The organism is Winogradskyella sp., from assembly GCF_965228925.1.
Lineage (GTDB): Bacteria > Bacteroidota > Bacteroidia > Flavobacteriales > Flavobacteriaceae > Winogradskyella.
Map to the genome: position 1 here is coordinate 5,131,902 of NZ_OZ245845.1, position 24,014 is coordinate 5,155,915.

Sequence of the window (24,014 nt, forward strand, 5' to 3'; positions counted from 1 at the left end):
AAATGTTACACAATTGATTTTTAACACTTTATATTAATTTTGAATATAGAAGAAAAGCACATATTCTCTCAGTTAAAACTAGCCATTACCAACAGGTTTTTAGAAAATAATAGCGCTACTAAGACTATTGAAGATTGGAGAGGAGATGAAATTATTGCTTTTCAGGAAGATTTATTTACAAGTGTCAAAGCGCGCGTTAGCGAAAAATGGTTTTATACCTATATAAAAAATGATGCCGACAAATTGCCCAGAATTGACATGCTGAATATGCTGAGTAGTTATGTTGGTTTTAAAAACTGGAATGATTTTAAAGAGCAGCACAAAATAGCAATACATTCTAAAGCACCTAAAAAAGTACGTGTAAAATACTTGTGGTCATTGGTATTGATACCCTGTGTTTTATTGGCATTTTCTATTATGAATAAAAAGAAAGATTATCAATTCTGTTTTTATGATGCCATAAAAAATGAGCCTATTAAGAATGTAATCTTAAACATTAAGATTTTGGAGGAAGGTCAATCCCCAATTCACAAGGTCTCCGATTCATTGGGTTGCTTTAGCTATGTGTCTTCCGAAAATGAAATTCGATTCGTTGTAGAATCTCCATATTATAGAACCGATACGATTGTTAGGCAATTTGATAAAGACAAAAGCAGAATTGTAAAACTAACTGCAGATGACTATGCTTTAATGCTGAATTACTACACCAATAAAAATATAAAGGAATGGAAAACACATCGCGACAAACTAGATGCCATTTTTAGTGATGACGCGATCATCTATCAATTATTCAGCAATAGCAACACCGTAGAACTTTATACGAAGCAAGAGTTTATTCAGAAATTAACTATTCCGACCCGAAGTTTAAAGGGCATGAAGATTTTAGATAAAACTGAAGTTGATGGTAAAATTTTGAAACTAAAATTTATAATTCAATAAGCATGAAGCTCAAACCATTATATATAGTTGTTGGATTTGTGAGTCTATGCCTTGTCAATTGCGCCATGGAAAACCGCAGTGTTAAAAGTGAAAGCTCAAACAGCATAGTGGATACAGCCGAGGAAGTTGAAGAAGTGGTTAACATCGAAACCGAATCAACAGTCAACGCCCAACTCATAAATCAAAAATTACAAGATTTTTACGACTTGGTAGCCCTACAAAATGAACATCCTGAGTTTATGGAGGAAGTGTCGCAACAACTGAAAAATTTCACTAACGACTCTATTTCTAACTTTAAAACAAGTGATTTTACAGTCATTAAAAATGTCCAACAGATAGGTAAGACGATGATTATTAATGACAGTATTCAAAGAATTAAATTGTCTTATGATAAAGTGATAAACAATTCAAAACGTCGGGATACCATTTATGCCATTATCACAAAAAAGATTATTACTATAGATAATGAAACACTGATGTCTCACAAAGTTCAGTTTTCAAAAGATTAGTGTATTCAATTTTAGATCTCTAAGAATTAATCGTGGACTACAATCATCTTCGAGGTCTCATTCATTTTTAGCAGATACAAGCCCGACGACGTATTACTGAATTTTAATATGGTGCAGCGGCTTGTATGGTCATGAACTTTGTTTAAAGCATCTATTTTTCTTCCACTTAGATCATAAACCTCAATACGCTCTGTCCCATCGGTATTGGTAATATAAACCACTCTATCCGTTGTTGGATTAGGGTATATCGTAATCGGTTCTTTATGTTCGTCAATACCCAACGAACCATTAAAATGGGGCACTGCAAAATCGAAAGTATCCTCTGCGACCGCCTGTCCTATAAAGCGTCCGGGAATATCATCTGCCGGTGGATGGATACCGCCCCAGATCCTGCTCAGGCTCGTCTGGTCCGATGCATCCCTATAGGTGGCCCATTGCAGGACCACATCTACAGATGGGCCTTCCTCAAATACCAAAAACTCGTTCGCCCTGGCCACGAATTCGCCCAATCCACCGGGAAAGAACTCGCTCCCCGTCATCATGGTCATCAGTTCCGCAGCGGCCCGCGAATAGGTCGAATGTCCCGAAACATAACCCGCAAACGGTGGGGTCACAAAAGTAGGTCTCTGGTAGGGATACCAATCCTCCGCCAAGATCCAGCCCACACCCGCCTGGTCCGTCTCCGTATCCCCGATAAAATCATGGCCCCGCCATGTGTACAGCTTTATCTTTCCAACGTGCTGGTTGGCAAATCCCGCCAAGGGATCCCCCATTTCCACCACTTCGATATAACCGTCCATAAGGGGAATACCGCCTACATCGTAATTGCTTAAGCTGTTGTCCGTACTCTGTCCGCGTTCGGCCATAGAACGTATCGCCGATATCGGCCTGATGTAATCGTACCAGCCCTTGACGCTCCATGCCGATATCGCCGCATCGTGCATACCCCCGCCAAGAACGAAGTAGGCCTTCACGTCCCATTCCAATGGATCCAGAATAGCGCCCTCCCCAGCAAAGCGCTTTTCGAACTGCGGATGGTCGTTGACATAGTTCAATATGGTAAACCAATGCCCCGGAGGGGTCTCGGAATCCGGACCGTCAGCCCAAAACTCGGCAAGTACCCGGGCATAGTCCCCTCTCGGTACCATATTGGTTTCATAGGGGTTGCCCGTCACGGGGTTGAGATCGTGCCCGTTGCTGTTTGCCCCGCCTTCAAAGAAATCGTAGAAACCGGGATAGTCCGCATAATCCGTCGGAAAGGTGCCTATATCCACGTTGCCTATCGAATTCGGCGAGATGTCCCACATCACACCATCGCCCTGGTCCAGGTGCGATTGCCAGACCGAGACCATGGAAAAGCCCCATTTATAATAACCGCTGTCCGCATTATCCTCCGTCAGGCTTATGTACGGCGGATCCGAGGGATCGTGGAACACATGGTAGTCGTTGCCGTCCCGTTGATAGGTCACCTTATCCTCTTCCTTGAGGGCAAATCCATAAACATTGCCCCATTCCGGGCTTAAAAACGGCGGTACGTTGCCGTCTACCAGATTACCGCCCTGGTCTATGAAAGAGTCGAGCCCCAACGGTTGCCAACGGTTGGGATCGTCGATTGGGGGATTATCGTTGGCATCCAGGGCATAGGCCTGGTTCGCCGGCTCGTAATAGGCATTGTCATAGCCCGTCGCCTCCCTTGATCCGTCCTGTAGGCCATAATCTATAATGGTCTGGGCCACAAAGTTACCAAAGGCCGCGGCATCCCCATCCGTGTACATCAACGATACGATGCCTGTATCATAGCCCAATCGTTCCATCAACAGGTCGAAACGCCCCTGGGACTCGTCAACGCCCGGGGAGTTCTGAAAACGGTGCGACAACAGACGGTACATCGCATAGCTGATCGATTTGCTCAATGAGGTCTCCAGATCCTCGTTTGGGGTGAAATCCTCAAGTACGCCCGCAAAGCCGTTGACCGTATTGCCCATCAAATAGGGTACGGCAACAGTATCGTATACGGCCCAAACATCGTACATCGCCACACTGGTATGGAACAGGTTCCTCGCATGTACCGTAGGCCTGGCAAAATCGTTCCTGATCGCCTCCAAAAGGGCCTCGTTCCACAATCGCGCTATCGATATGTCCCCCGGCAGGTTATCGACGCCCAGGGTCACATCTATAGCAACCTCCTGGCTGGAACACTGGTCGTCCGATTCGATAATGGCTACGCGCCCGGACGCTTCCAGGTGCCAGCGTACCGTTATGGTATCGGTACCTCCGCCTTCCAAGATCTCGCCGCCCGATACCTGCCAATTGGCCGTGGAGCCCGGGGCTATGTTATAGCTATAGGTCTCCGTCCTTAAAAAAGAAGAAGTCGTGTTCCCGATGATGCTCTGGGACGGCAGATAGGAACAGGAGCCATCGTCCAGGGTGGCATCGGGATCGTAATTGCACGACACGGGATCCGTACAGCCGTAAACCTTCTGGCTGGGAAGGATATCCAAGACTTCCAGACCGACGCCCTCGGTCAGCTTGATGGTGCTATTCGAAGCGATGGCGCTGTAGTTCTCCACCAGGCCAGAGGGCCATTTTACCTCGAGCGTCAATACCTCGGTGGCATCGTCCAGGCCAAAGTGCAGTCCCTGTAGGCTCTGGCCCAAAAAGCCCACTCCCGAATGGTAGCGCTTTAAGGTACCGTTGGCGGTAGTGATGGTCAGGGTCGTCCCGATGGCATCCCTGTTGGAAACCGTGCCTTCGAGCTTAACCTTGAGCCAGTTCAGACTTGTTGTTGCGTCATCAAAGTTTAAGAGCTTGTTCTCGTAAAAAAGTACAGATCCATCACCGTTGGTTACCAACAGATCCATATCGCCATCGTTATCATAATCAAAATCCACAACCTCTACACTTTCTGTATTTTCATTAAGTCCTAAGGCTGCTGAAGCATCTTCGAACATAGCTTGCCCTTGACCGTGCAAATTTCTATAGTATACATTTTGTTCTGGTCCTCTACCTTCAAAGTCATAGCCATTAATGACAAATAGATCTTCATCGCCATCCAGATCAAAATCAGAAAAACGTGTTCCCCAAGACCATCCAGTAGGATTAAGACCATAAGTACTTGAGGTCTCAGAAAATACATTAGAACCATTATTCTCTAAGAGCGCATTTTCATCTATGCCTGTTATAAAAAAATCGAAATCGCCATCACTATCAAAATCACTTATCACAATGGCCATATCATCAATCATATTATCCAAACCATAAGTCTGGGCATCTTCGACAAAACCAGTCCCGTTTTGATTGACATATAGGTAATTGGCATCTTCGAGATCGTTAGTAACGATTAAGTCCATCCAGCTATCATTATTAACATCAAAGGGAAATGAGGTATACCCGTAATTGGACTCTACTTCAGTAAGACCTAAAGACGCTGTCACTTCGGTAAAGCTTAAACCTGCATTATTTCTATAAATTGAATTAGAATCGCAGCGACTCCAATCCGTAATGTAAATATCTAAATACCCATCATTATTATAATCGAACCAAGTGGCACCAATATTAAGACAGTCGTTCGTAGCATCGAAACCAGAAATCTCGGTCACATTGGCAAAGGTGCCATTACCGAGATTACGCCATAGTTGTACTTTTAAGGAATAGGTCAAAAACAAATCGGGAAAACCATCATTGTTATAATCCCCCCATGAGGCACTAAACTTATAGCCCTGCTGCGCCAATGTTAGTTGAACTTCTTCATCCGCTGTTAATAAATCAATTAAACCAGAAGCCTCAGTTACATCTGTGAAAGAGCCATCATTATTATTTCTATATAATCTACTGAAGCTGGTGATATCTTCTGAATCTTCAACTGCATTAGCAACGACAAAAATGTCTAAATCGTTATCCCCATCATAATCCGCCACGGCCACGCCGTTATTATGAGCGAGATTACCTAAGCCGACAATACTCTCTACGCGATCAAAAGTTTGCGCATAGCTTGAGGTGGTAAGTATAAATTGAAAGCAAAACAGAAAAAATTTGTAATCGCTTAATCTTCTTAGCATAACCCTTTTTTTTCCTAAATATAGAAATTACGCCCCTAATCTAATAATTCCTTTAGCTTTATCATACGATCAAAGGTTTTGGTCGCATTTTTTTGCAATTCACCTTTATAATCGTGTTCGGTAAATCCAAATACATCAAAGCCCCCACTTAAGGCCGCATTAACTCCAATGGGACTATCTTCTATGATCAAGCATTCCTTGACATCGAATCCCATAGTCTTTGCTGCCCATAGAAATACTGCTGGATCTGGTTTCCATTTTTGAATAGTATAACAGCTAAATATATTTCCTTCAAAATACGGTAGCAACCCTGTGAGTTCTAAATTCAGACGAATCTTATTTTCAGGACCACTTGAAGCCACACAAAATGACATGTCTAACCCATCTAAAAGTGCTTTCACACCAGCTATAGGGCGAATCTTCTCCTTGAATTTTTTGAAAGAGCGCTCCCTGTATTGAGATTCGAAGTCTTTTGGCACCTCCTTACCAATCAATGTAGAAATCTGATCTGAACAATTCTGAAATGAATTTCCTTTAAAGTGTTGATAGGCATAGTCTAAATCTATATTCGCACCGAGCGCATTGGCCAAATCGACCATGACTTGATTGCTTAATGGTTCGCTATCAACCAATACACCATCGCAATCAAAAATAATACACTTATATCTAGACATTTATGGGGTACTGTTTGAAACCTGAAGTACTTTGCCGTTATAGTACCTATTACCTGTGATTGCAAAGTCCTTAATATAAGTAGCCATCTCTAAAGCTGTCGTTGGGGCTTGATAGTCTGGAAACGCTTCTTTTAGCATTTCGGTCTGCACAGCTCCTAAGGCTAAGACATTAAACTGCGGACCGGTTTGCTTATATTCTTCAGCTAATAACTCGGTCAAGGTAATAACAGCGGCTTTACTAGAACTGTAGGCGGCAAGACCGGGAAATTTCATGCTACCTTGAATACCTCCCATACTACTAATAGTCACCACATGACCATCTTGTTTCATAAATGGAAGTACAATTCTAGTCATTTCAGAGACACCGAAGACATTCGTCCTATATACCTGCTCAAAATCATCAATGCTTGTCTCGGAAAAAGGTTTGTTCAATAGAGTTCCAGCGTTATTGATGAGTATATCTACTCCCTTCCACTCTTCCTTTATAAAGGCTTCAACGCTACTGTAATCTTCGATTTTACATAAATCGCATTCAAAAGCTTTTACATTGTCAATATTCAATTTTTTAATGGGTTCTGCATTTCTGGATAAGGCCAAAACATGATGGCCTTGGTTAGCAAAAAGCTGAACCAACTCAAAACCTATGCCTCTACTCGTCCCTGTAATGATTACATTTTTACTCATCATCAGTCAATATTACTTCTTTAGTTGGTGCATTTATCATCCCTTCTAATGCGGGAATCATTTTAGATATAAAATTAGCCATATGTTTATAGTCCATTTGGTCAGCTTCGTCATCTACATGGTGGTAATAATCAAAATTAGTAAAATCGAAGGTGGATATGGCGTGTGCCGGCATATTAAATGCCTTATAAAATGGAAAATTATCCGACCTATAAAATAGTTTAAATTGTTGCGCCTTTGGGAATAAACCTAAAACCTTTTCTCCTGCATATCTGTTTAATGTTGATGCAAAATTAGAACGATTATAACCACTCATATAGGCCATGGATTTATCTGCAGCCCTTGGTACACCGATCATTTCAAAGTTTATCATGGTATAGGCGTCTAAGCCTTCATTCTTCAATCGTTCAGCTAAATGTGCCGATCCTTTAAGCCCCATTTCTTCCGCCGCATAGAGCGTAATTAATACACTGCGCTTATTGGTCTTCTTTTTTGCGAAGTACTTACCAAACTCCATGGCAGCCACGGTTCCAGAAGCATCATCATTGGCACCGTTGGCGATACTATCGCCGTCGACTTCCTTGCCCTTTCCTATATGGTCATAATGTCCCCCAAGAATAACGTATTCGTTTTTTAATTTGGGATCATTGCCCTCAATCACACCTACAATATTATAACCAACGATATCTCCCATATTAAAGGAATCTCTGTAGCTCTCAAAATAAGGCTTGATCTTATTATCCTTAAAGTAAGCTTCAATAAAAACAGCCGCTTTTTCTATACCTGCTGTACCCGTTGCACGTCCCTCTAATTCGTCAGAGGCCAAATATTCCATGCTTTCCTGAATACTCTTTTCCAAAGAATTACAGCCGATTAGCAGTACTAAAATGGAATACAAGGCTATTTTTTGCATGCGCGATTAATTTTATAGTTTTAAATATAAAAATCCTATTTCAAGGGTTCAAAATAGGATTCTCAATTTATAATTTATTTAAATGTTAGCTTTCTTTAAACAAGCATAGTTACTGGATTCTCGATGTAACCTTTTAATGTCTGAAGAAATTGTGCTCCTGTGGCTCCATCAACCGTTCTATGATCACAAGCCATGGTCAGCTTCATGGTATGCCCAGGCACCACAGCTCCATCTTTAACTACTGGTTTGGATACAATAGCCCCTACTGATAAAATGGCTGAATTGGGTTGATTAATAATCGATGTAAAGCTCTCGATACCGAACATTCCCAAATTTGAAATGGTAAAGGTACTGCCTTCCATTTCATCCAAGGTAAGTTTCTTATTTCTTGCCTTACCAGCAAATTCCTTTACGGCTGCCCCTATTTGCGTTAAACTTTGCTCATTGGCAAATTTTACAACCGGAACCACCAAACCATCTGGCACAGCTACAGCGACACCTATATGAACATGGTTGTTAAGCTTCATTCTGTCATCGAACCATTGAGAGTTTACTTGCGGGTGCTGCTTTAACGCCAAGGCACAAGCCTTAACAATCATATCATTGTATGATATCTTGGTATCTGGGATGGAATTATACTGTGCTCTAAATGCCATGGCATTCTCCATATCAAATTCCACATTTAAGTAATAATGTGGTGCCGTAAACTTAGACTTTGCCAAATTCTTGGCAATGGCCTTGCGCATATTAGAATTAGGAACTTCATCAAAATCTTCTTGTCCGGATGGTACAAACTTAGCAACCGGTGCTGAAGACTGAGCCACTGCTGAAGGTGTAAAATTCTCAATATCGCGTTTTATAATCCGTCCATTTTCACCAGAACCTGTGACTTGCGATAAGTTAATACCTTTTTCTTCGGCCATCCTTTTGGCTAATGGTGAAACAAAAATTCTACCATTAGTGCTTTGAACGGGAGCTGAAACCATCGGTGTTTCTGCTTTAGCTTCTACAACTTTTGGAGCCACCGCTTTCTTTTCTTCTTTGACCGCTGAGCTTGTCGAAGCCTCGGGCTCAGATTTTGCGGCTCCATCACCAGCCTTAAAGTTCTTAGCAACAGAAGAAACATCCGTTCCTGCGGGACCAATGATGGCTAAAAGCGCATCGACCTTTGCAGATTCTCCTTCTTGTAATCCTACGTGAAGTAATGTCCCTGATTGGAAAGATTCAAATTCCATTGTGGCCTTATCGGTTTCTATCTCAGCCAAAATATCGCCTTCCTCAACTTCGTCTCCTACCTTCTTCAACCAAGTGGCTACCGTACCTTCTTCCATGGTATCACTTAAGCGTGGCATCGTTACAATGATAACACCTTCTGGTAATTCTGCTTCATTATTTCCAGTATCATGAGATTTCTCGTCGCTCTGCTCTGTCGAAATGACATCAACCGAATTATCTTCTCCCTCAGGAGGAGTAGCATCGGATTTTTGTACCTCCGTATTTCCATTTAATAAGGCAGAAATGTCTTCGCCTTCTTCACCTATAATGGCCAAAAGTTGATCTACTTTTGTAGTTTCCCCTTCTTGAACACCAATATGCAATAAGGTCCCTTCGTGAAAAGATTCGAACTCCATCGTCGCTTTATCTGTCTCGATCTCAGCTATGATATCCCCTTCCTCAATCTTATCGCCAACCTTTTTCAACCAAGCCGCTACGGTACCTTCTTCCATAGTGTCGCTCAAACGCGGCATATTAATTACTTCTGCCATAGCCTATAATTTATGTGGTATAAATGGATAATCTTCCTGTTCGTATACAGCGTCATACATCACGTTTATTTCTGGATACGGTGATTCTTCCGCAAATTTTTCACACTCAGAAACACGTGTTTTTACACGTTTATCTATGTCTTTAATCTCATCTTCAGTAGCGTATTTCTTCTCGAGAATAATATCCTTAACTTGAGTAATAGGATCTATCTTTTTGTACGCTTCGACCTCTTCCTTTGTTCTGTAATGCTGTGCATCAGACATGGAATGTCCTCTGTATCGATAGGTCTTAACCTCTAAGAATGATGGTCCTCCTCCTTTTCTTGCACGTTGTATCGCTTCATCAAAGGCTTCGGCCACTTTTACCGGATTCATACCATCCACTGGACCAGAAGGCATCTCATAGCCTAGACCTAACTTCCAGATGTCGGTATGGTTTGCTGTGCGCTCTACAGAAGTTCCCATAGCATAACCATTGTTCTCACACACAAAAATTACTGGTAAGTTCCAAAGCATGGCTAAGTTAAACGTTTCATGTAGTGAGCCTTGTCTCGCAGCACCATCACCAAAACAGCATAAGGTAACCGCATCACTACCGTGATATTTGTCACCAAAGGCAATACCTGCACCTAAAGGAATCTGACCACCAACGATACCATGACCCCCATAAAAACGATGCTCCTTAGAAAAAATATGCATTGATCCACCTAGGCCTTGTGATGTTCCGGTAGCCTTTCCGAATAATTCTGCCATCACTCGTTTTGGATCTACACCCATACCAATGGGCTGTACATGATTTCTGTATGCCGTAATCATTTTGTCCTTGGTTAAATCCATCGCGTGCAAAGCTCCTGCCAAAACCGCTTCTTGTCCATTGTATAGATGAAGGAATCCACGAACTTTTTGTTGGATATAAACTGCGGCGAGCTTGTCTTCAAACTTACGCCAAAACAGCATATCCTCATACCATTTTAGGTAAACCTCTTTAGTTATTTTTTGCATTTTTTTGATTCGTTCTTTTAATCAGAATAACAAAAATAAGATATTAGTCAATAACCAAAAAACCGAAAATTGTAAATTTTAATACGAAAACGTTATAGGAAACTTCTATCGAAGGCTAGAGGTAACAAATTAGCAAGAGAGTCAGATTTTATAACCTTTCCTGTCACTCCCATAAAGTAAATTTCTATTGGCGATTCTTGTTTGATTTCATACTCAGAAATAACCTGTCTACATGCCCCACATGGGGGAATCGGGGAATTTGTCTCATGGTCGACAGAACCTGCTGTTAAAGCCATTTTTAAAAATCTTGCATTAGGATACTTGGCACTAGCATAAAAAATAGCTGTACGTTCTGCACACATACCTGAGGGATAAGCGGCATTTTCTTGGTTACTCCCAATCACAACTTCTCCATTGTCTAATAATATTGCCGCTCCAACTTGGAACTTAGAATAAGGTGCATAAGCATTTTGACGTGCTTCAATAGCTTTTTGCATAAGATCTACAACATTATTTGGAAGCTCGCTAATATCATCGTAAATCGTAAAAGATGATTCTATTTTAATTACTTTCATACATTGAAACTATTATAGACAAAAAAACTATTGCTTTTAAGACAATAGTTTTTGAGATACGTTATTTATTTATTTCTAATATTCATCATATTCTCCATCGCCAAAATTAAAGGTCAATGAAAAACGCAATGTGTTTTCTAAAGGACTTTGCACCCTAGACGCCGAAAACAAATACGAAAGGTCTAGATTTATTGTGGTGTACTTAAATCCGGCTCCGATAGCAAAAAACTTACGGGCTCCTTTATCCTCTGCTTCGTTAAAGTAACCTGCCCTAAAAGCAAAGTTTTCTTGATAGGTATACTCTGCACCTAAGGCCCATGTAAACTCTCTAATCTCTTCACTAAATCCGCCTGGAGCATCACCAAATGATTGGAAGATCCCACTTAAAAAGCTAACGTCGTTATCCTGACCTTGTGTTATAATTGTCGGTTCATTCTCATTGATATCTGGTGTACTCGGGTCATCTTCCGTCTGAACACCATCCCCATTGGTATCAACAAATCCAAAAAGTGGAGGTGTAGGTACAAGCAGTTTAGTGACTTCTGCTGTAATACCCAATTTACTATATTCATCAAATATAAAATCGAAACCTCCTCCTAATCTTAAGTTTGTAGGCTGAAAATTTTCTCTTCCACCATCATCATAGCTAAATTTAGGTCCTAGGTTTTGAATGGCGAAACCTAATCTCCATCGCCCATTAAAATCATTATAGGCCTCTTCTTCACTTTGGTAGTACCCTGTGATATCAGCTCCAAAAGAACTCGCTGCATCAGCATTTGGATCGACCTGATCAATCCTTAAGTCTGATCTCAGATAGCGTATCGCTACCGACATGGCAAATTGATCAGCAAGCCTTAGCGTATAAGCTATATCCGCCGTTAATTCATTTGGTTTAACATTAATCCCTGGGTCATCCTCACCTTGTGTTAAGGTAATCTCACCTAAACTGAAATACTTAAAACTGGCAGAAACTGCACTATATTCATTTAACCTATTATAGTAGGTCGCATAACTTATAGAGATATCATTGACCAATCGACTTAAATAAGGAGTATAGCTTAAACTCACCCCAGATTTAGCTTCAGAAAACACATATTTTGCTGGATTATATTGTTGAGAAAACCCATCCACGGATGTGGCAACACCCATATCACCCATTGATGCAGACCTTGCATCCGGGGCAATTAGCATAAATGGAACACCAGTGGTAATAACCGAAGATTGATCTGGGAATGTAATCGTTTCCTGGGCATAAGTAGAACCAAGTGTCAATAGAGCGATAAGGGCTATTTTGTATTTCTTCATCTTAAATATTACATTTTTAGTGCTAAAGGTTTAGCTCTAAATAGTTAGCAAATATAATTTATTATTAGAGTATGACAAGTTTTTGAATCTTTTCAACTTGCTTATTTAAACGGTTAGATCTTACTTTTAGTTTATAGACATACACTCCTTTTCCGATTTTGTCTCCAAAATCGTCTCTACCATCCCAAACGATGTCTTTAGATAAAGAGCTTACGGACTTACTTCCCCCAGAGGTTTGCCCATTCAAGGTCCTAACCAATTTACCAGAAACCGTAAATATTTGTACAGAAACATCTAGCGGTTCAACACTATTGTGATTAAACCAAAACTCGGTGTAGTTAACAAAAGGGTTAGGATAATTTAAAACATTATTAATAACTAAGTCTTCATCCTTATCGAACACGGTAAATTGGATTTCTGACGTCGATGAATTATTATAAACATCCCACGCCTTCAAGGTTAAGGTGTGCAGACCAGGCTCTAAATCCCTAAATGGGAATGTCACTGTTCCATTGGTATAGTCATCAATATTAGCCTGATAATAATCGTTAAGCACAATAGGGTTGGTCTCATCACCATCAATAATAGCGGTAATATCGTGACCTATACCACTAGCCGTATTGATACCATTGTCGTCTTGCAATTTTGCAAGTAAATTAGGAGATTCATTCGTTATACCACCAGAGACAAAGTTCTCATCATTCATAAATAAATTGATAACCGGCCCTATATTATCTTCGGGGGCATTCTCATTTATTCCTCCGACTTCAATAGCAAAGCTTGAACCTGCTTGATTGGATAAAGGATTATTAGTTTGTGAATAAAAGCTAACTTTACCATTACCTACAGGGATACCTATATCCCTTGGTACGATAAAATCAAACTCAAATTGTCCATTAGTAACACTAGCTTGACCTTTAAAAATGATTTCCCCAAGGGTGGTAAAATCCAAAACAACCTGCCCACCGCCATCAGAAACACCATCGTTTGCTAAAGTTTGTCGTTGAATTCTTTTATCATAAACCGTAGCCGTCAGGGTACCGTTATAATTTGACAATAAGTTGCCATTACTATCGGTAACCTCTCCTTCAAATTTATTATAACTCAGGGCTTTTAAGGTATCGATGGGTTGCGTAATATCTACGTCGTTCACTCGTGTTAAACGGATATCTGGCTGAGCAAACGCTAACTTCATCGCTGGATCACCAATTAAAAACACTAGGCGCTTTTGACTAATACCCGCAATATTATTATCCGTTTTGGTCAGGCGCAAGGCTTCGCCAATTGTAGGGTAATCGTTTGACCCAAACGCAAATAAATAATCATCCAAAACTTCATTATAAGATACCCCAACGGTTACAAAGATTTGCCTTGTGGTGGTCATCAAGGCGATAGCTCCTCCATTTTTATTCCAAAACGTAAACTCACCTGCAGTAGGCCTATTAGGATCATCAAATTTGGTGTATTCACAAGTCACCGTTACAAACAAGTTAAACTTACATATGTTGTTAATCTCTTGCGCATCAAAAATATCAAAAATCCGCTCTTTAGCTAGACCATTTTCACCGCCATGACCAAAGTAATTGACCACAAGAGCTCCGACTTCAATGGTATTCCTTATGGCTTCGTTTACTTGTGGGTATCTATTACCAGCAGCGGATGATTCTTGCTCAAAAGCATCTGTATGAATCTTTACAACATTAAAAAAGGGTTTCTCAACTTCAATTTCCGAACCGATACCATCTGTTGTTTCCTGTAAAATACGTTCCCATAGCTCATCGACATCATCAGAAATAAGCACCACATTGTTTCTCCAACTCCCATAAGCCTCCGGCTGATAATAGGCTTCTATCTTGTCAACCATATCTCTTGCACGCTGTATATCCTCTGCAAGAATTCTACCGACGGCCAAATCCATTCGATCTAAATTGTTCATTGAACCTTCATTCTCGTCCATCATGGCATAAAAATCATCGGAAACAAATGAATTTGTAAGACTAAAACTACTGGTAGAGTACCATGACGGTACCAAATTAGTATTATTGTTAAGTCTATCCTTATAATCATAAGAGCCTTCCCCGAATAAACACAAATACTTTAGCCTTCTACTAGGCACACTGGCATTATCATAAACATATTTGACAAAGTTTCTCAGCGCGGCAATATCCTGGCTACCCGTGCTAAACTCATTGTAAATGGTCTGAAGATCTACAACTTTAACACTCAGGTTATACTGATTTCTATTAATTGCAGCCAATCGCTCTGCCTGCGATAATAATTGGGTAGGTGATAAAATTATATAGTCTATATCCTCAAAAGCCCCCTGAGCATTATTAAAAATGGTTCCTTTTAAATTTTGATTGGCTAGTCTTGTATTTGAATCTCGAGAAGGTTGCAAAACATTACCTGAAGAAAAGGCCACATACGTTTTCTCTTCTCCTGACAAGGCCTTAAAAGTCATGGTCCCTTGGTTGTCCGAATTCAAAAGGTTAGTAACGTTAAACCTATCGGTAATATCCCAGATTTCTTGAACACCTGATGCATTAGACAAACTATATTCTGCAATACCCGGTGTTGTTACAACATCCCTATTTCTGAAAATTAATTGATTTCCTTCATATCGCAATGCTCTGGTCGCTTCAATATTGATATAGTCCAAATAGGCATTCGCAGATGGGTTGCCATTATTGTTATAATCTAAAGTTACGGTTATCGCATCGGATGAAATAGTAAGATCTTCTCCGTAAGATGCCGCCGTTCCTAAAACCGAACCTGTGCTGATGACCCCTAAGTTTAAGCTAGATACAAAATTACCATTGATGGTAATGCCCATCGTTGTACCATCGGTTTCGGATACTGAACCAACGGCCACGTCAAAACGAACAGGTTCACTAGTCACTAAATTCGGAAACTGAAAATTATAAACCCGTTGATTTTCGATATCAAATTCGTCACCAAACCAGCGTCGTCCTAGTTTTGCTAAATTGTGCTCATCCACTTCATAAAATTGATAGTCCTGAAAGGTATCAATCAGAAAATCGGCAGGAGCATCAATAGTTGGCATGGTCTGAATTCGTTTCCCATTACCTGGGCTAATATTGACGTAATAGTACGTTTTGTCCGTGTATAGATTTATATTCGTTTGGCTCTCTTCACTATAGGTGGTTGGTCCTTCGCCATAAAACAGGATATAATCACCGTTGTCAAAACTACCATCCTCTTCACCAACAAACCTTACGGCATTTTCAACAACATCAAACGGATAGTTCGCAGAATTTAATAAAGGTAACATCCGCCCTCCATTACCATATATTTTTATGGTCCGGGGGTCTACGGAGTTCGTATTAATTCCTAAACTGTTTAAAAATCCCCTGGTCAATTGAAAAACACCAGTTTCTTCTATATAGAATTTATACCAATCACCCGTGCTCAACACAGAATTTGTAATTTGCGAATTCTTAGCTGTGAATGAAGATCTACTAGCTTTAGCCGTATAATTAATCGTAAACGACTTCACCTTTTTATAAACACCTCTATCCTTAATGATGGGGCTTATTTCAAAGAAATAGGTGCGTTTATCTCTGGCGTTCGTATTAAAAAAACGATACTTAAGGGTATTTGGAATCAATTGGGGGTTTAAGTTCTTTAAGTCGGATTGACTAATGGTTTCATAGGTTACTCCGGAAAATTCTATGGAGTTTTCATCTATCAAAGTCCCATTGCTTTCCCATTGGGCAAAAAATGTTAAACCGCTTTCATCATCAAAGTTGAAATGCTTGGCATCGAAGCTCGGAACTGTAATTTTTCCATAAGCCGTTTCAAGAACCTTATCTCCATTCCATTCAATGGTAAACTGTTTTTGTTGCCCAAAGCAGAATAGGGTCAACAACATGGAAACAAAAACGTAGCAATTTTTCATTTAAGGGTCTGGTGTTTAGATCAGCTGTAAATTTAAAGATATATACATATCGCTAACCCGATACGTTTTAAATTTACAGTAAAATAACGTCTAATTCTGTATGTTATTATGACGCTTATTTTTTTATTTCAAAAATACAACAATAATTTATTTTAGCCTTCGTTATTTAAGAGCGAATTATACCGATAAATTGTTAAAAATCCGTTATCGTGTACGAAAAAAGGGATGAAATGCACATTTTTTTGAATTTTCAATCAAAAAAAAGTTGTCAGTTTGCCTTTAATTCTTATATTGCGAAACTAAATTTTATGAGCTTACTTAAACCTATAGATATGAAAAATGTCTCAAACCTCAAATTTTTAATAGCCTTTGCGCTTTGTGCTAGCATTGTTAGTTGCAAGCGTTCATCTAATTCTAGCAACGTAGATAGTGCTACTGGTTGGAAAATCAATGACAAAAATGGTGGTTTTCAATATAACACCAATTTTAAAGAACAAGAAACACCTCCGGGTACGGCATTTGTAGAAGGCGGAACTTTCACCATGGGTAAAGTACAAGACGATCCTATGCACGATTGGAATAACACACCTAATCAGCAACACATCCAATCGTTTTACATGGATGAGAGTGAGGTTACCAACCTTAACTACCTATTTTATCTAGACTATCTTAAGAGTGTTTATCCACCAGACGATCCTAATTATTCGTTAATATATAAAGGTGCACTTCCTGACACTTTAGTTTGGAGAAATCGTTTGGGATATAACGAAATGATGACTGAGAACTATTTACGTCATCCTGGATATGCTAATTATCCTGTGGTTGGTGTGAGTTGGATTCAGGCCGTTGAATATGCCACTTGGAGATCTAACCGTGTCGCTGAAATGTCTTTACAAGAAGCTGGTTATATTAAAAGAGATGCACATCTTACAGATTTAAATGCTGAAAGTACTTTTGACGCTGATACCTATATCAACGCCCCAACACAAACCTACGGAGGAAACTCTGAAGTATTGGAAGGTGGTAAAAGAAGACAACAAACGGATGCCGAAGGTAATCCTATCAATGTATATGCCAATAAAGAATCTGGCCTAATCCCAGTAAAGTATAGACTCCCCACAGAAGCTGAATGGGAATATGCAGCTTTAGGTATGAGCGAATTAAGAAGCTATAACGTTTATAGAGGACGTAAAAAATACCCATGGGATGGTCAATATACGAGATCAGGTAAGCGTGTTAACCGTGGTGATCAGTTAGCTAACTTTAAGCAAGGTAAAGGTGATTACGGTGGAATTGCTGGATGGTCGGATGACGGAGCCGATATTACGGCAGAGGTTAAATCTTACCAACCTAATGATTATGGCTTATATGACATGGCAGGTAATGTCGCCGAATGGGTTGCTGATGTTTACCGTCCGATTGTTGATGATGAGTTTAATGATTTCAACTATTATAGAGGTAATGTATATACTAAAAACGCCTTAAATGAAGACGGTACTGTAAAGGTTGTTACTGTTGATGAAATCGTTTATGACACTTTAAGTAATGGTAAAATCATCGCTAGAAATCTTCCAGGTGAGATTGCAAAAATCCCTGTTGATGACCAAGACACCTATTTAAGAACACAGTTCGATAAGAGTGACAACAGAAACTTTAGAGATGGTGACAAGCGTTCTTCACGTTACTACAGAGAAAGCTTTGATGAAGGCGATGATAGAATTGATCAAACTGGAAAAATGTACAACTCACCGAAGCACCGTGTAGAAATGGATTCTACAGATGGTAAGCTTATTAGAGAATACGATAAGTCTAATAATAGAACCTCTTTAATCAACGACGAAGTAAGAGTCTACAAAGGAGGATCTTGGAGAGACAGAGCATACTGGATCGATCCTGCACAGCGTCGTTACTTCCCACAGGATATGGCGACCGATTATATCGGCTTTAGATGTGCGGTATCAAGAGTGGGTTCAAAATCGGTAAAGTCACAAAAGCGACGTAACTAGGCTTCGACAAGCTCAGCCACCACACTTCGACAGGCTCAGCCACCGAAATTTTATAATATTTTAAAAGTCCTGATAAAATTTATCAGGACTTTTTTATTTTTAGGTCCATGGACATAGAAACCTTATATCAACACTTTAAAGCCTGTACTTCTGTCTCAACGGATACGCGAAAAATTACAGCGGACGCCATGTATTTTGCTCTTAAAGGCGACAACTTTGATGGTAATCAATTTGTAAATCAAGCCTTTGAAAATGGCGCCAAATACTGTGTAGTCGATGACGATAAGGCTGTTATAAATGACCGATGTATTCTGGTAAATGATGTACTACAAACATTACAGCAATTAGCCACCTATCACAGAAATGCTATAGGTATTCCGATAATTTCGCTAACTGGAAGTAATGGTAAAACCACGACCAAGGAATTGATTCATGCCGTCCTATCCACCACCTATAATGTGATGGCTACTATAGGCAACCTCAACAATCATATTGGTGTGCCACTCACCTTATTGTCATTTACAAAAGACCTCGACTATGGTATCGTAGAAATGGGCGCTAATCATCAAAAGGAAATTGAGTTTTTAGCAAACATCGCCCAACCTGATTATGGCGTCATCACTAATTTTGGCAAGGCCCATTTAGAAGGCTTTGGAGGTGAAGACGGTGTTATAAAAGGAAAATCCGAGTTATACGATCATTTAAGAGACCATACAAAAACGGTATTTATAAATACGGATGACGCTAAACAGATAGCACAAATTGGTGATTACCAAAATATGATAACCTTTGGTAAAACTTCTGATAATGATTGTATTGTATCATTCACAAAAGCAGACCCCTTTGTATCCCTAAACTATAATGGTACAAGTATTAACAGTCAGCTTATTGGCGATTATAATTACGGCAACATCGCTATAGCGGTGGCTATTGGGCAACATTTCAAAGTGGCTACCGACCCTATTAAAAATGCTATTGAAGGCTATCAACCTAAGAACAACCGTTCTGAAATTATAATGAAAGGGTCTACCCAAATTATCTTGGATGCTTATAATGCCAACCCTACTAGTATGTTGGCCGCCTTAAAAAATTTAAAGCAACTCCAAGCTGAAACCAAGTATCTCTTTTTGGGAGATATGTTTGAGCTAGGTGACGCCGCTGAAGAAGAACACCAAGCCATCGTCGATTTTGCTGAGGCTAATTTTGATGAACATATTTATGTGGTTGGTGAAAACTTCTACAAGACTAAAACATCTGCATCTACTCAAAAATTCGAAAGTTTTGAAGATTTAAAACCGATGCTTGGCAACTTAAAACTTGACAATGCAACGGTGTTGATTAAGGGCTCAAGAGGTATGGCTTTGGAACGGATTTTGGAGGTGGTTTAGTGATGTGCCAAATTTGATCCATTGTAACATCACTTATTCATTTTCTACAAATAAGTATGATTCAAACGACGAGACGTGTTCCTTCACATGGGCCCATTGATTTTTCATATTCTAGCATGGTAATACTTATCTTGGTTGTTGCCTTTGTGGTCTCATATCTTTGGAGTAAATGGGATTCGAAAAGAAATCGATAAATAAGATGCTATTGGTGATTTAAAGTTATAAGGAAAGAGTCGTTCCCTAAGAAGACAGTTCTTAAACCTTATTCACTATATTTAAATAATGGGAAAGTATAAACCAAATAGCTTAAAAGAATGTGTTGAAATTTTAGAGAAGAAAATCTCTGACGAGCAAAAAGAACGTGTTTTAGAATATCCATCTTGCAATGAATTTTCCCTTGAAGCACATTTTTCATTTGGTTTTAATTTAAGAAACTCTTTTTCAATGTGGGATATGGACTCTCCACTAGTATTAAAAACTGGGATGAGTGGCGACAGACTTTCAAGTACAGTTTTGAAATGTTTTTATTATCACCTAAAAAGAAAATCCCGAAAAGATATATATGACCCTTATGTAGAATTGAAAAAGTATAAAGAAAATAAAAGCTCTAATGTTGATCCAATTGAATTAGCTTATATTTTAATGATACACTCATAACTTCCATATTTTTTCTGTCTTTAAGTTATCTGCTTCTCTTTTTAGCAGTTTTTCAAGGCATTTTTAACGACGTTGAAATCTTCTGAGGCTAGTACCTGCGCTCAGTAACGGCAATATGTTTAGATGAAAAACGCATAGGATTAATTGCATTGATCCAGAATAGACCCGCTGCTGCAAATAGAACGCCCTAATCGCAGAGCGATTAGGCTTTTTTATTCTTGAAACTTATTTGAAATACATCCCACTAATCTTCAAGAATAAAAAAGCCCAAACTTTCGTTTGGGCGTTCTGCTTGATGTGGGTCATACTGGATTCGAACCAGTGACTTCTACCCTGTCAAGGTAACACTCTAAACCAACTGAGTTAATGACCCGATTTGTTGTCAAAAATATGAAAAGGGATTGTATTTCCCTAATGTGAAAACGCTTTTGCAAATTCAAAAACATAAAGTTGCGATAACGACTTCAAATAAAAAACGCGCCTTCGTTTTCTTAACATTAGGATTGCATATCCCCATTGCGAAACTGCTCCTGCAAACACAATTCCAACACGCTATTGCATAGCCTTCATTTTTTATTCCTGAAGTCGATCTTGAGTTGCACTCAAACGACTTCAGAAACAAAAAATCCGATTTGAAAAATCAAATCGGAATTGTATTTGATGTGGGCGCGAAGGGATTCGAACCCCTGACCCCTTGGGTGTAAACCAAGTGCTCTGAACCAACTGAGCTACGCGCCCTAATTATTCGGACTGCAAATATAGACTAGTTTTTAAAATCTCAAAAGGTTTTTTATAAAAAAATCAAATTATTCGTCTTGGCACATTAAGTGATAATTCCATAGGCTTTCATGCGCCTCAATGCTCTGATTTTTGTCAATTTTGATATATTCGTTGTAAAACTAATTTACTTGAACTATTACTCTTATATAGACCGACTTGATCTTAGTATAGACGCGCTTATTGACTTTTCGCCTTATGTACTCAATCAGGTCACTACTGCCTTAAATAAAAACAACCCCAAAGATAAAACAGCCGTTTTAACGGGCTTGACAGACCCTGTGTCTAGGTCTTATCATATTACCATAGAACTGAGCCCTTGGCTAAAAGCATTGCTTCTTAAGGATCTCGAGACCCTTAAACGCTCCAAAATAGAACTCAACCTTGAGCATGTGAACTACGTTTATGGTTTCCAACGTTTTTTAGAGGTCTATTTAAGGCCTATTCTTCCAGAGATTATTAACCACTTCGTTAAGGACAATGCACTAAAACTATTATTTCATGTTTTAAATCAAGCGGATATATTCTCTAAGGCCTGCCAAAATGATATTAAAAGCCTTCTTAAGGATAAAATTAGTTACGCTACAAATTATCTGGGCGAGCCGGTCATTAATGATCCAGATGCTAACATTAAATACATAAAAAGCCATTACTTCTACCAAATTCTCAATCTTTATAAACCTCATTTCGATGCTGATGTACTAAAACTCTATGACACCATGATGGATCTTGAGTCTCAGTACGACCCTAATTCAGATGACCCTGTGTTACGCTTTGTATTGCAAGCTCAAGTTGCCTTTAAGAAAAAACAGGTCGATGATGTGGCCACTAAACTATTGATTGACGACAATGCTGAAAACGCTAAAGATCACGCCTTCAAACCTTCATCGATTGTGGTTGAAGAAACGCGTCAACCCGTGTCTTTAACACCCTACATCATCACCGTTATTATAACCGTTTTTGTATTAGGCGCTATCGTATTTGGAGTTTCTATTTCAGCGAATACAGATGGTTCTCATAAGGAAAGCCAAACAAGTGACAATCGCAAAAAAAAGAAAAAAAAGACATACGACAACCGTATTCAGTTCTATTATTCCTTAAAACTTATCACCAAAAAAAAGGCTATAATAAAGGATTTATCATCAGCTGAAACCGAAATCATACCGTTTTCAAATCCTTACCCAAAGACATTCAATCCTATCACTAATGATACCGCAGTATCTGAAAGCACCAACGTGTTTGTTGCCAACAATACCGATTCTGATTTAATCGTATTTAAGATGATTAAGGGAAAAGACGAATCGATTTATATTCCAAAAGATAAGGCCATTTATATCGCATTACATACTTCGGACTCTTTACTATTTTTAAGTGGCAAACGATTTGTAGAGTCTAAGTTCTCACATTTTAGAGAGAATATTGCCATTTCTGATATCTATAAGATCACTGAAATCGATGAAACCATACCATCAAAAATTACCATACAGGCTAATGATCTATCTAAAAACTCCAAGAGTAATATTATTTCGAAAAAGGCGATTGAAGTTACCGAGGACATCGGACTTTACGGAATGAGTATCGATAATCTTTATAGAAATTACTATTACAAAAAGGCCAACTAAATCACTTCGGAAATCACAAACGTACTTCCGCCAATATATATTAAATCCGTTTTACCGGCATTGCGTTTTGCTGCTTGGTAAGCCTGCGCAACGCTTTGATAGGCACTACCTGCCAAACCTTCTTTATCAAAAGTCCATTGAAGTTGATCAGCATCCAAGCCTCGCGGAATATTAGGTTTACAAAAATAGTAAATGGCATCTTTAGGTAGTAACGGAATGATCGTATCTAAATTCTTGTCGTTAACCACACCAAACACGATATGGAGTCGATCAAAAGCTTTTGTACGCAACTGCTTCATCACATAGCTCAAACCTTCTTTATTGTGGGCCGTATCGCAAATCACTATAGGATGCTGTTGCAATATCTGCCAACGCCCTTGTAAACCCGTATGTTTTACAACATTGAGCAAACCACGTTTTAATTGGGCTTTAGAAATTTGATACCCTAATGGTCTGAGGCATATTACGGTTTGCATCACTGTTTTGATATTGTGCTGCTGATAACTGCCTTTTAAATCGCTTTCTAATACCTCATCTATTAATTGATCTGCGAAATAAATATCAGCCTTATGTTCGCGGGCCTTTTCTTTAAAAACGGATTGTATTTCTGACTGTGTTTGCCCAATCACTACAGGAATGTTTTGCTTTATAATACCTGCTTTTTCAACAGCAATTTTTTCAAGCGTATTGCCTAAAAATTGCATATGATCTAAGCCTATGTTTGTAATTATAGATAATTCTGGAGTGATGATATTTGTAGAGTCCAATCGTCCACCCATACCTACTTCGACTACGCCTATATCTATATCCTGTTTGGCAAAATAATCAAAAGCCATTCCGACGGTCATCTCAAAAAAGGATAAGTGGTTGGCTTCAAAGAATGGTTTATTTCTTTTGATAAACCCTATCACAAATTGTTTACTAATGACCTTGCCATTAATACGAATGCGCTCCCTAAAATCCTTTAAATGGGGTGAGGTATACAAGCCTACTTTATAACCCGCTTCTTGAAGAACTGAAGCCAACATATGACTGGTAGACCCTTTACCATTTGTACCAGCTACATGAATGGATTTAAATCGCTTTTCCGGATGGTTAAGATACTCTGAAAGGGTTATGGTGTTTGATAAGTCTTCTTTATAGGCCGCTTTACCCTTATGCTGATACATCGGAAGCTGTTGAAACATCCAATGGATTGTATCTTGGTAATTCATAGCTAT

16 protein-coding genes and 2 tRNA genes are annotated in these 24,014 nt (G+C 39.3%); 6 read left to right on the plus strand and 12 right to left on the minus strand.

The window, feature by feature from the left end; genetic code table 11:
- Positions 1-39 precede the first annotated feature (39 nt).
- Positions 40-939 (plus strand): hypothetical protein, encoded by a 900-nt coding sequence (locus tag ACO052_RS21175; protein WP_422105804.1) that lies wholly within the window; start codon positions 40-42, stop codon positions 937-939.
- Between the two features lie 2 nt (positions 940-941).
- The gene (locus tag ACO052_RS21180; RefSeq protein ID WP_422105805.1) at positions 942-1,448 is read left to right on the plus strand and encodes a hypothetical protein; all 507 of its coding nucleotides are present in this window, start codon (positions 942-944) and stop codon (positions 1,446-1,448) included.
- 26 nt (positions 1,449-1,474) lie between these two features.
- Here the strand turns inward: ACO052_RS21180 and ACO052_RS21185 are convergent, their stop codons facing one another.
- From ACO052_RS21185 to porU, 9 genes are all read right to left on the minus strand, one after another.
- Positions 1,475-5,506, minus strand: a complete 4,032-nt coding sequence (locus tag ACO052_RS21185) for an FG-GAP-like repeat-containing protein (protein ID WP_422105806.1) — start codon at positions 5,504-5,506, stop codon at positions 1,475-1,477.
- Between the two features lie 35 nt (positions 5,507-5,541).
- Positions 5,542-6,180 (minus strand): HAD family hydrolase, encoded by a 639-nt coding sequence (locus ACO052_RS21190; protein ID WP_422105807.1) that lies wholly within the window; start codon positions 6,178-6,180, stop codon positions 5,542-5,544.
- Complete coding sequence (locus ACO052_RS21195) at positions 6,181-6,867, minus strand: SDR family NAD(P)-dependent oxidoreductase (protein ID WP_422105808.1); 687 nt, start codon at positions 6,865-6,867, stop codon at positions 6,181-6,183.
- The gene (locus ACO052_RS21200) at positions 6,857-7,777 is read right to left on the minus strand and encodes a M28 family metallopeptidase (protein ID WP_422105809.1); all 921 of its coding nucleotides are present in this window, start codon (positions 7,775-7,777) and stop codon (positions 6,857-6,859) included. Before ACO052_RS21200 ends, ACO052_RS21195 begins: the two co-directional genes overlap by 11 nt.
- 95 nt (positions 7,778-7,872) lie before the next feature.
- Positions 7,873-9,543, minus strand: a complete 1,671-nt coding sequence (locus tag ACO052_RS21205; RefSeq protein ID WP_422105810.1) for a pyruvate dehydrogenase complex dihydrolipoamide acetyltransferase — start codon at positions 9,541-9,543, stop codon at positions 7,873-7,875.
- A 3-nt stretch (positions 9,544-9,546) separates the two neighbouring features.
- Positions 9,547-10,545 (minus strand): pyruvate dehydrogenase (acetyl-transferring) E1 component subunit alpha, encoded by a 999-nt coding sequence (gene pdhA, locus ACO052_RS21210; protein WP_422105811.1) that lies wholly within the window; start codon positions 10,543-10,545, stop codon positions 9,547-9,549.
- A 92-nt stretch (positions 10,546-10,637) separates the two neighbouring features.
- Positions 10,638-11,120 (minus strand): cytidine deaminase, encoded by a 483-nt coding sequence (cdd, locus tag ACO052_RS21215; RefSeq protein WP_422105812.1) that lies wholly within the window; start codon positions 11,118-11,120, stop codon positions 10,638-10,640.
- Between the two features lie 75 nt (positions 11,121-11,195).
- Positions 11,196-12,425, minus strand: a complete 1,230-nt coding sequence (gene porV / locus ACO052_RS21220; protein ID WP_422105813.1) for a type IX secretion system outer membrane channel protein PorV — start codon at positions 12,423-12,425, stop codon at positions 11,196-11,198.
- Positions 12,426-12,489: 64 nt separating this feature from the next.
- Complete coding sequence (gene porU, locus ACO052_RS21225) at positions 12,490-16,344, minus strand: type IX secretion system sortase PorU (RefSeq protein ID WP_422105814.1); 3,855 nt, start codon at positions 16,342-16,344, stop codon at positions 12,490-12,492.
- A gap of 308 nt (positions 16,345-16,652) precedes the next feature.
- Here porU and gldJ point away from each other — a divergent pair, with 308 nt between their 5' ends.
- From gldJ to ACO052_RS21240, 3 genes are all read left to right on the plus strand, one after another.
- On the plus strand, positions 16,653-18,350 hold the full coding sequence (gldJ, locus tag ACO052_RS21230) for a gliding motility lipoprotein GldJ (RefSeq protein WP_422105815.1): 1,698 nt from the start codon (positions 16,653-16,655) through the stop codon (positions 18,348-18,350).
- A gap of 107 nt (positions 18,351-18,457) precedes the next feature.
- The gene (locus tag ACO052_RS21235; protein ID WP_422105816.1) at positions 18,458-19,738 is read left to right on the plus strand and encodes a UDP-N-acetylmuramoyl-tripeptide--D-alanyl-D-alanine ligase; all 1,281 of its coding nucleotides are present in this window, start codon (positions 18,458-18,460) and stop codon (positions 19,736-19,738) included.
- Positions 19,739-20,020: 282 nt separating this feature from the next.
- Positions 20,021-20,395, plus strand: coding sequence for a DUF6794 domain-containing protein (locus ACO052_RS21240; RefSeq protein WP_422105817.1), 375 nt, complete (start codon positions 20,021-20,023; stop codon positions 20,393-20,395).
- A gap of 298 nt (positions 20,396-20,693) precedes the next feature.
- Here the strand turns inward: ACO052_RS21240 and ACO052_RS21245 are convergent.
- Positions 20,694-20,768, minus strand: a tRNA-Val gene (locus ACO052_RS21245).
- A gap of 290 nt (positions 20,769-21,058) precedes the next feature.
- A tRNA-Val gene (locus tag ACO052_RS21250) sits at positions 21,059-21,133 on the minus strand.
- 170 nt (positions 21,134-21,303) lie between these two features.
- Here ACO052_RS21250 and ACO052_RS21255 point away from each other — a divergent pair.
- Entirely contained in the window at positions 21,304-22,794 is a 1,491-nt protein-coding gene (locus ACO052_RS21255) for a hypothetical protein (protein ID WP_422105818.1), read from the plus strand.
- Here ACO052_RS21255 and ACO052_RS21260 read toward each other — a convergent pair.
- Positions 22,791-24,008, minus strand: coding sequence for a bifunctional folylpolyglutamate synthase/dihydrofolate synthase (locus tag ACO052_RS21260; RefSeq protein ID WP_422105819.1), 1,218 nt, complete (start codon positions 24,006-24,008; stop codon positions 22,791-22,793). The genes ACO052_RS21255 and ACO052_RS21260 overlap by 4 nt on opposite strands.
- Positions 24,009-24,014 lie beyond the last annotated feature (6 nt).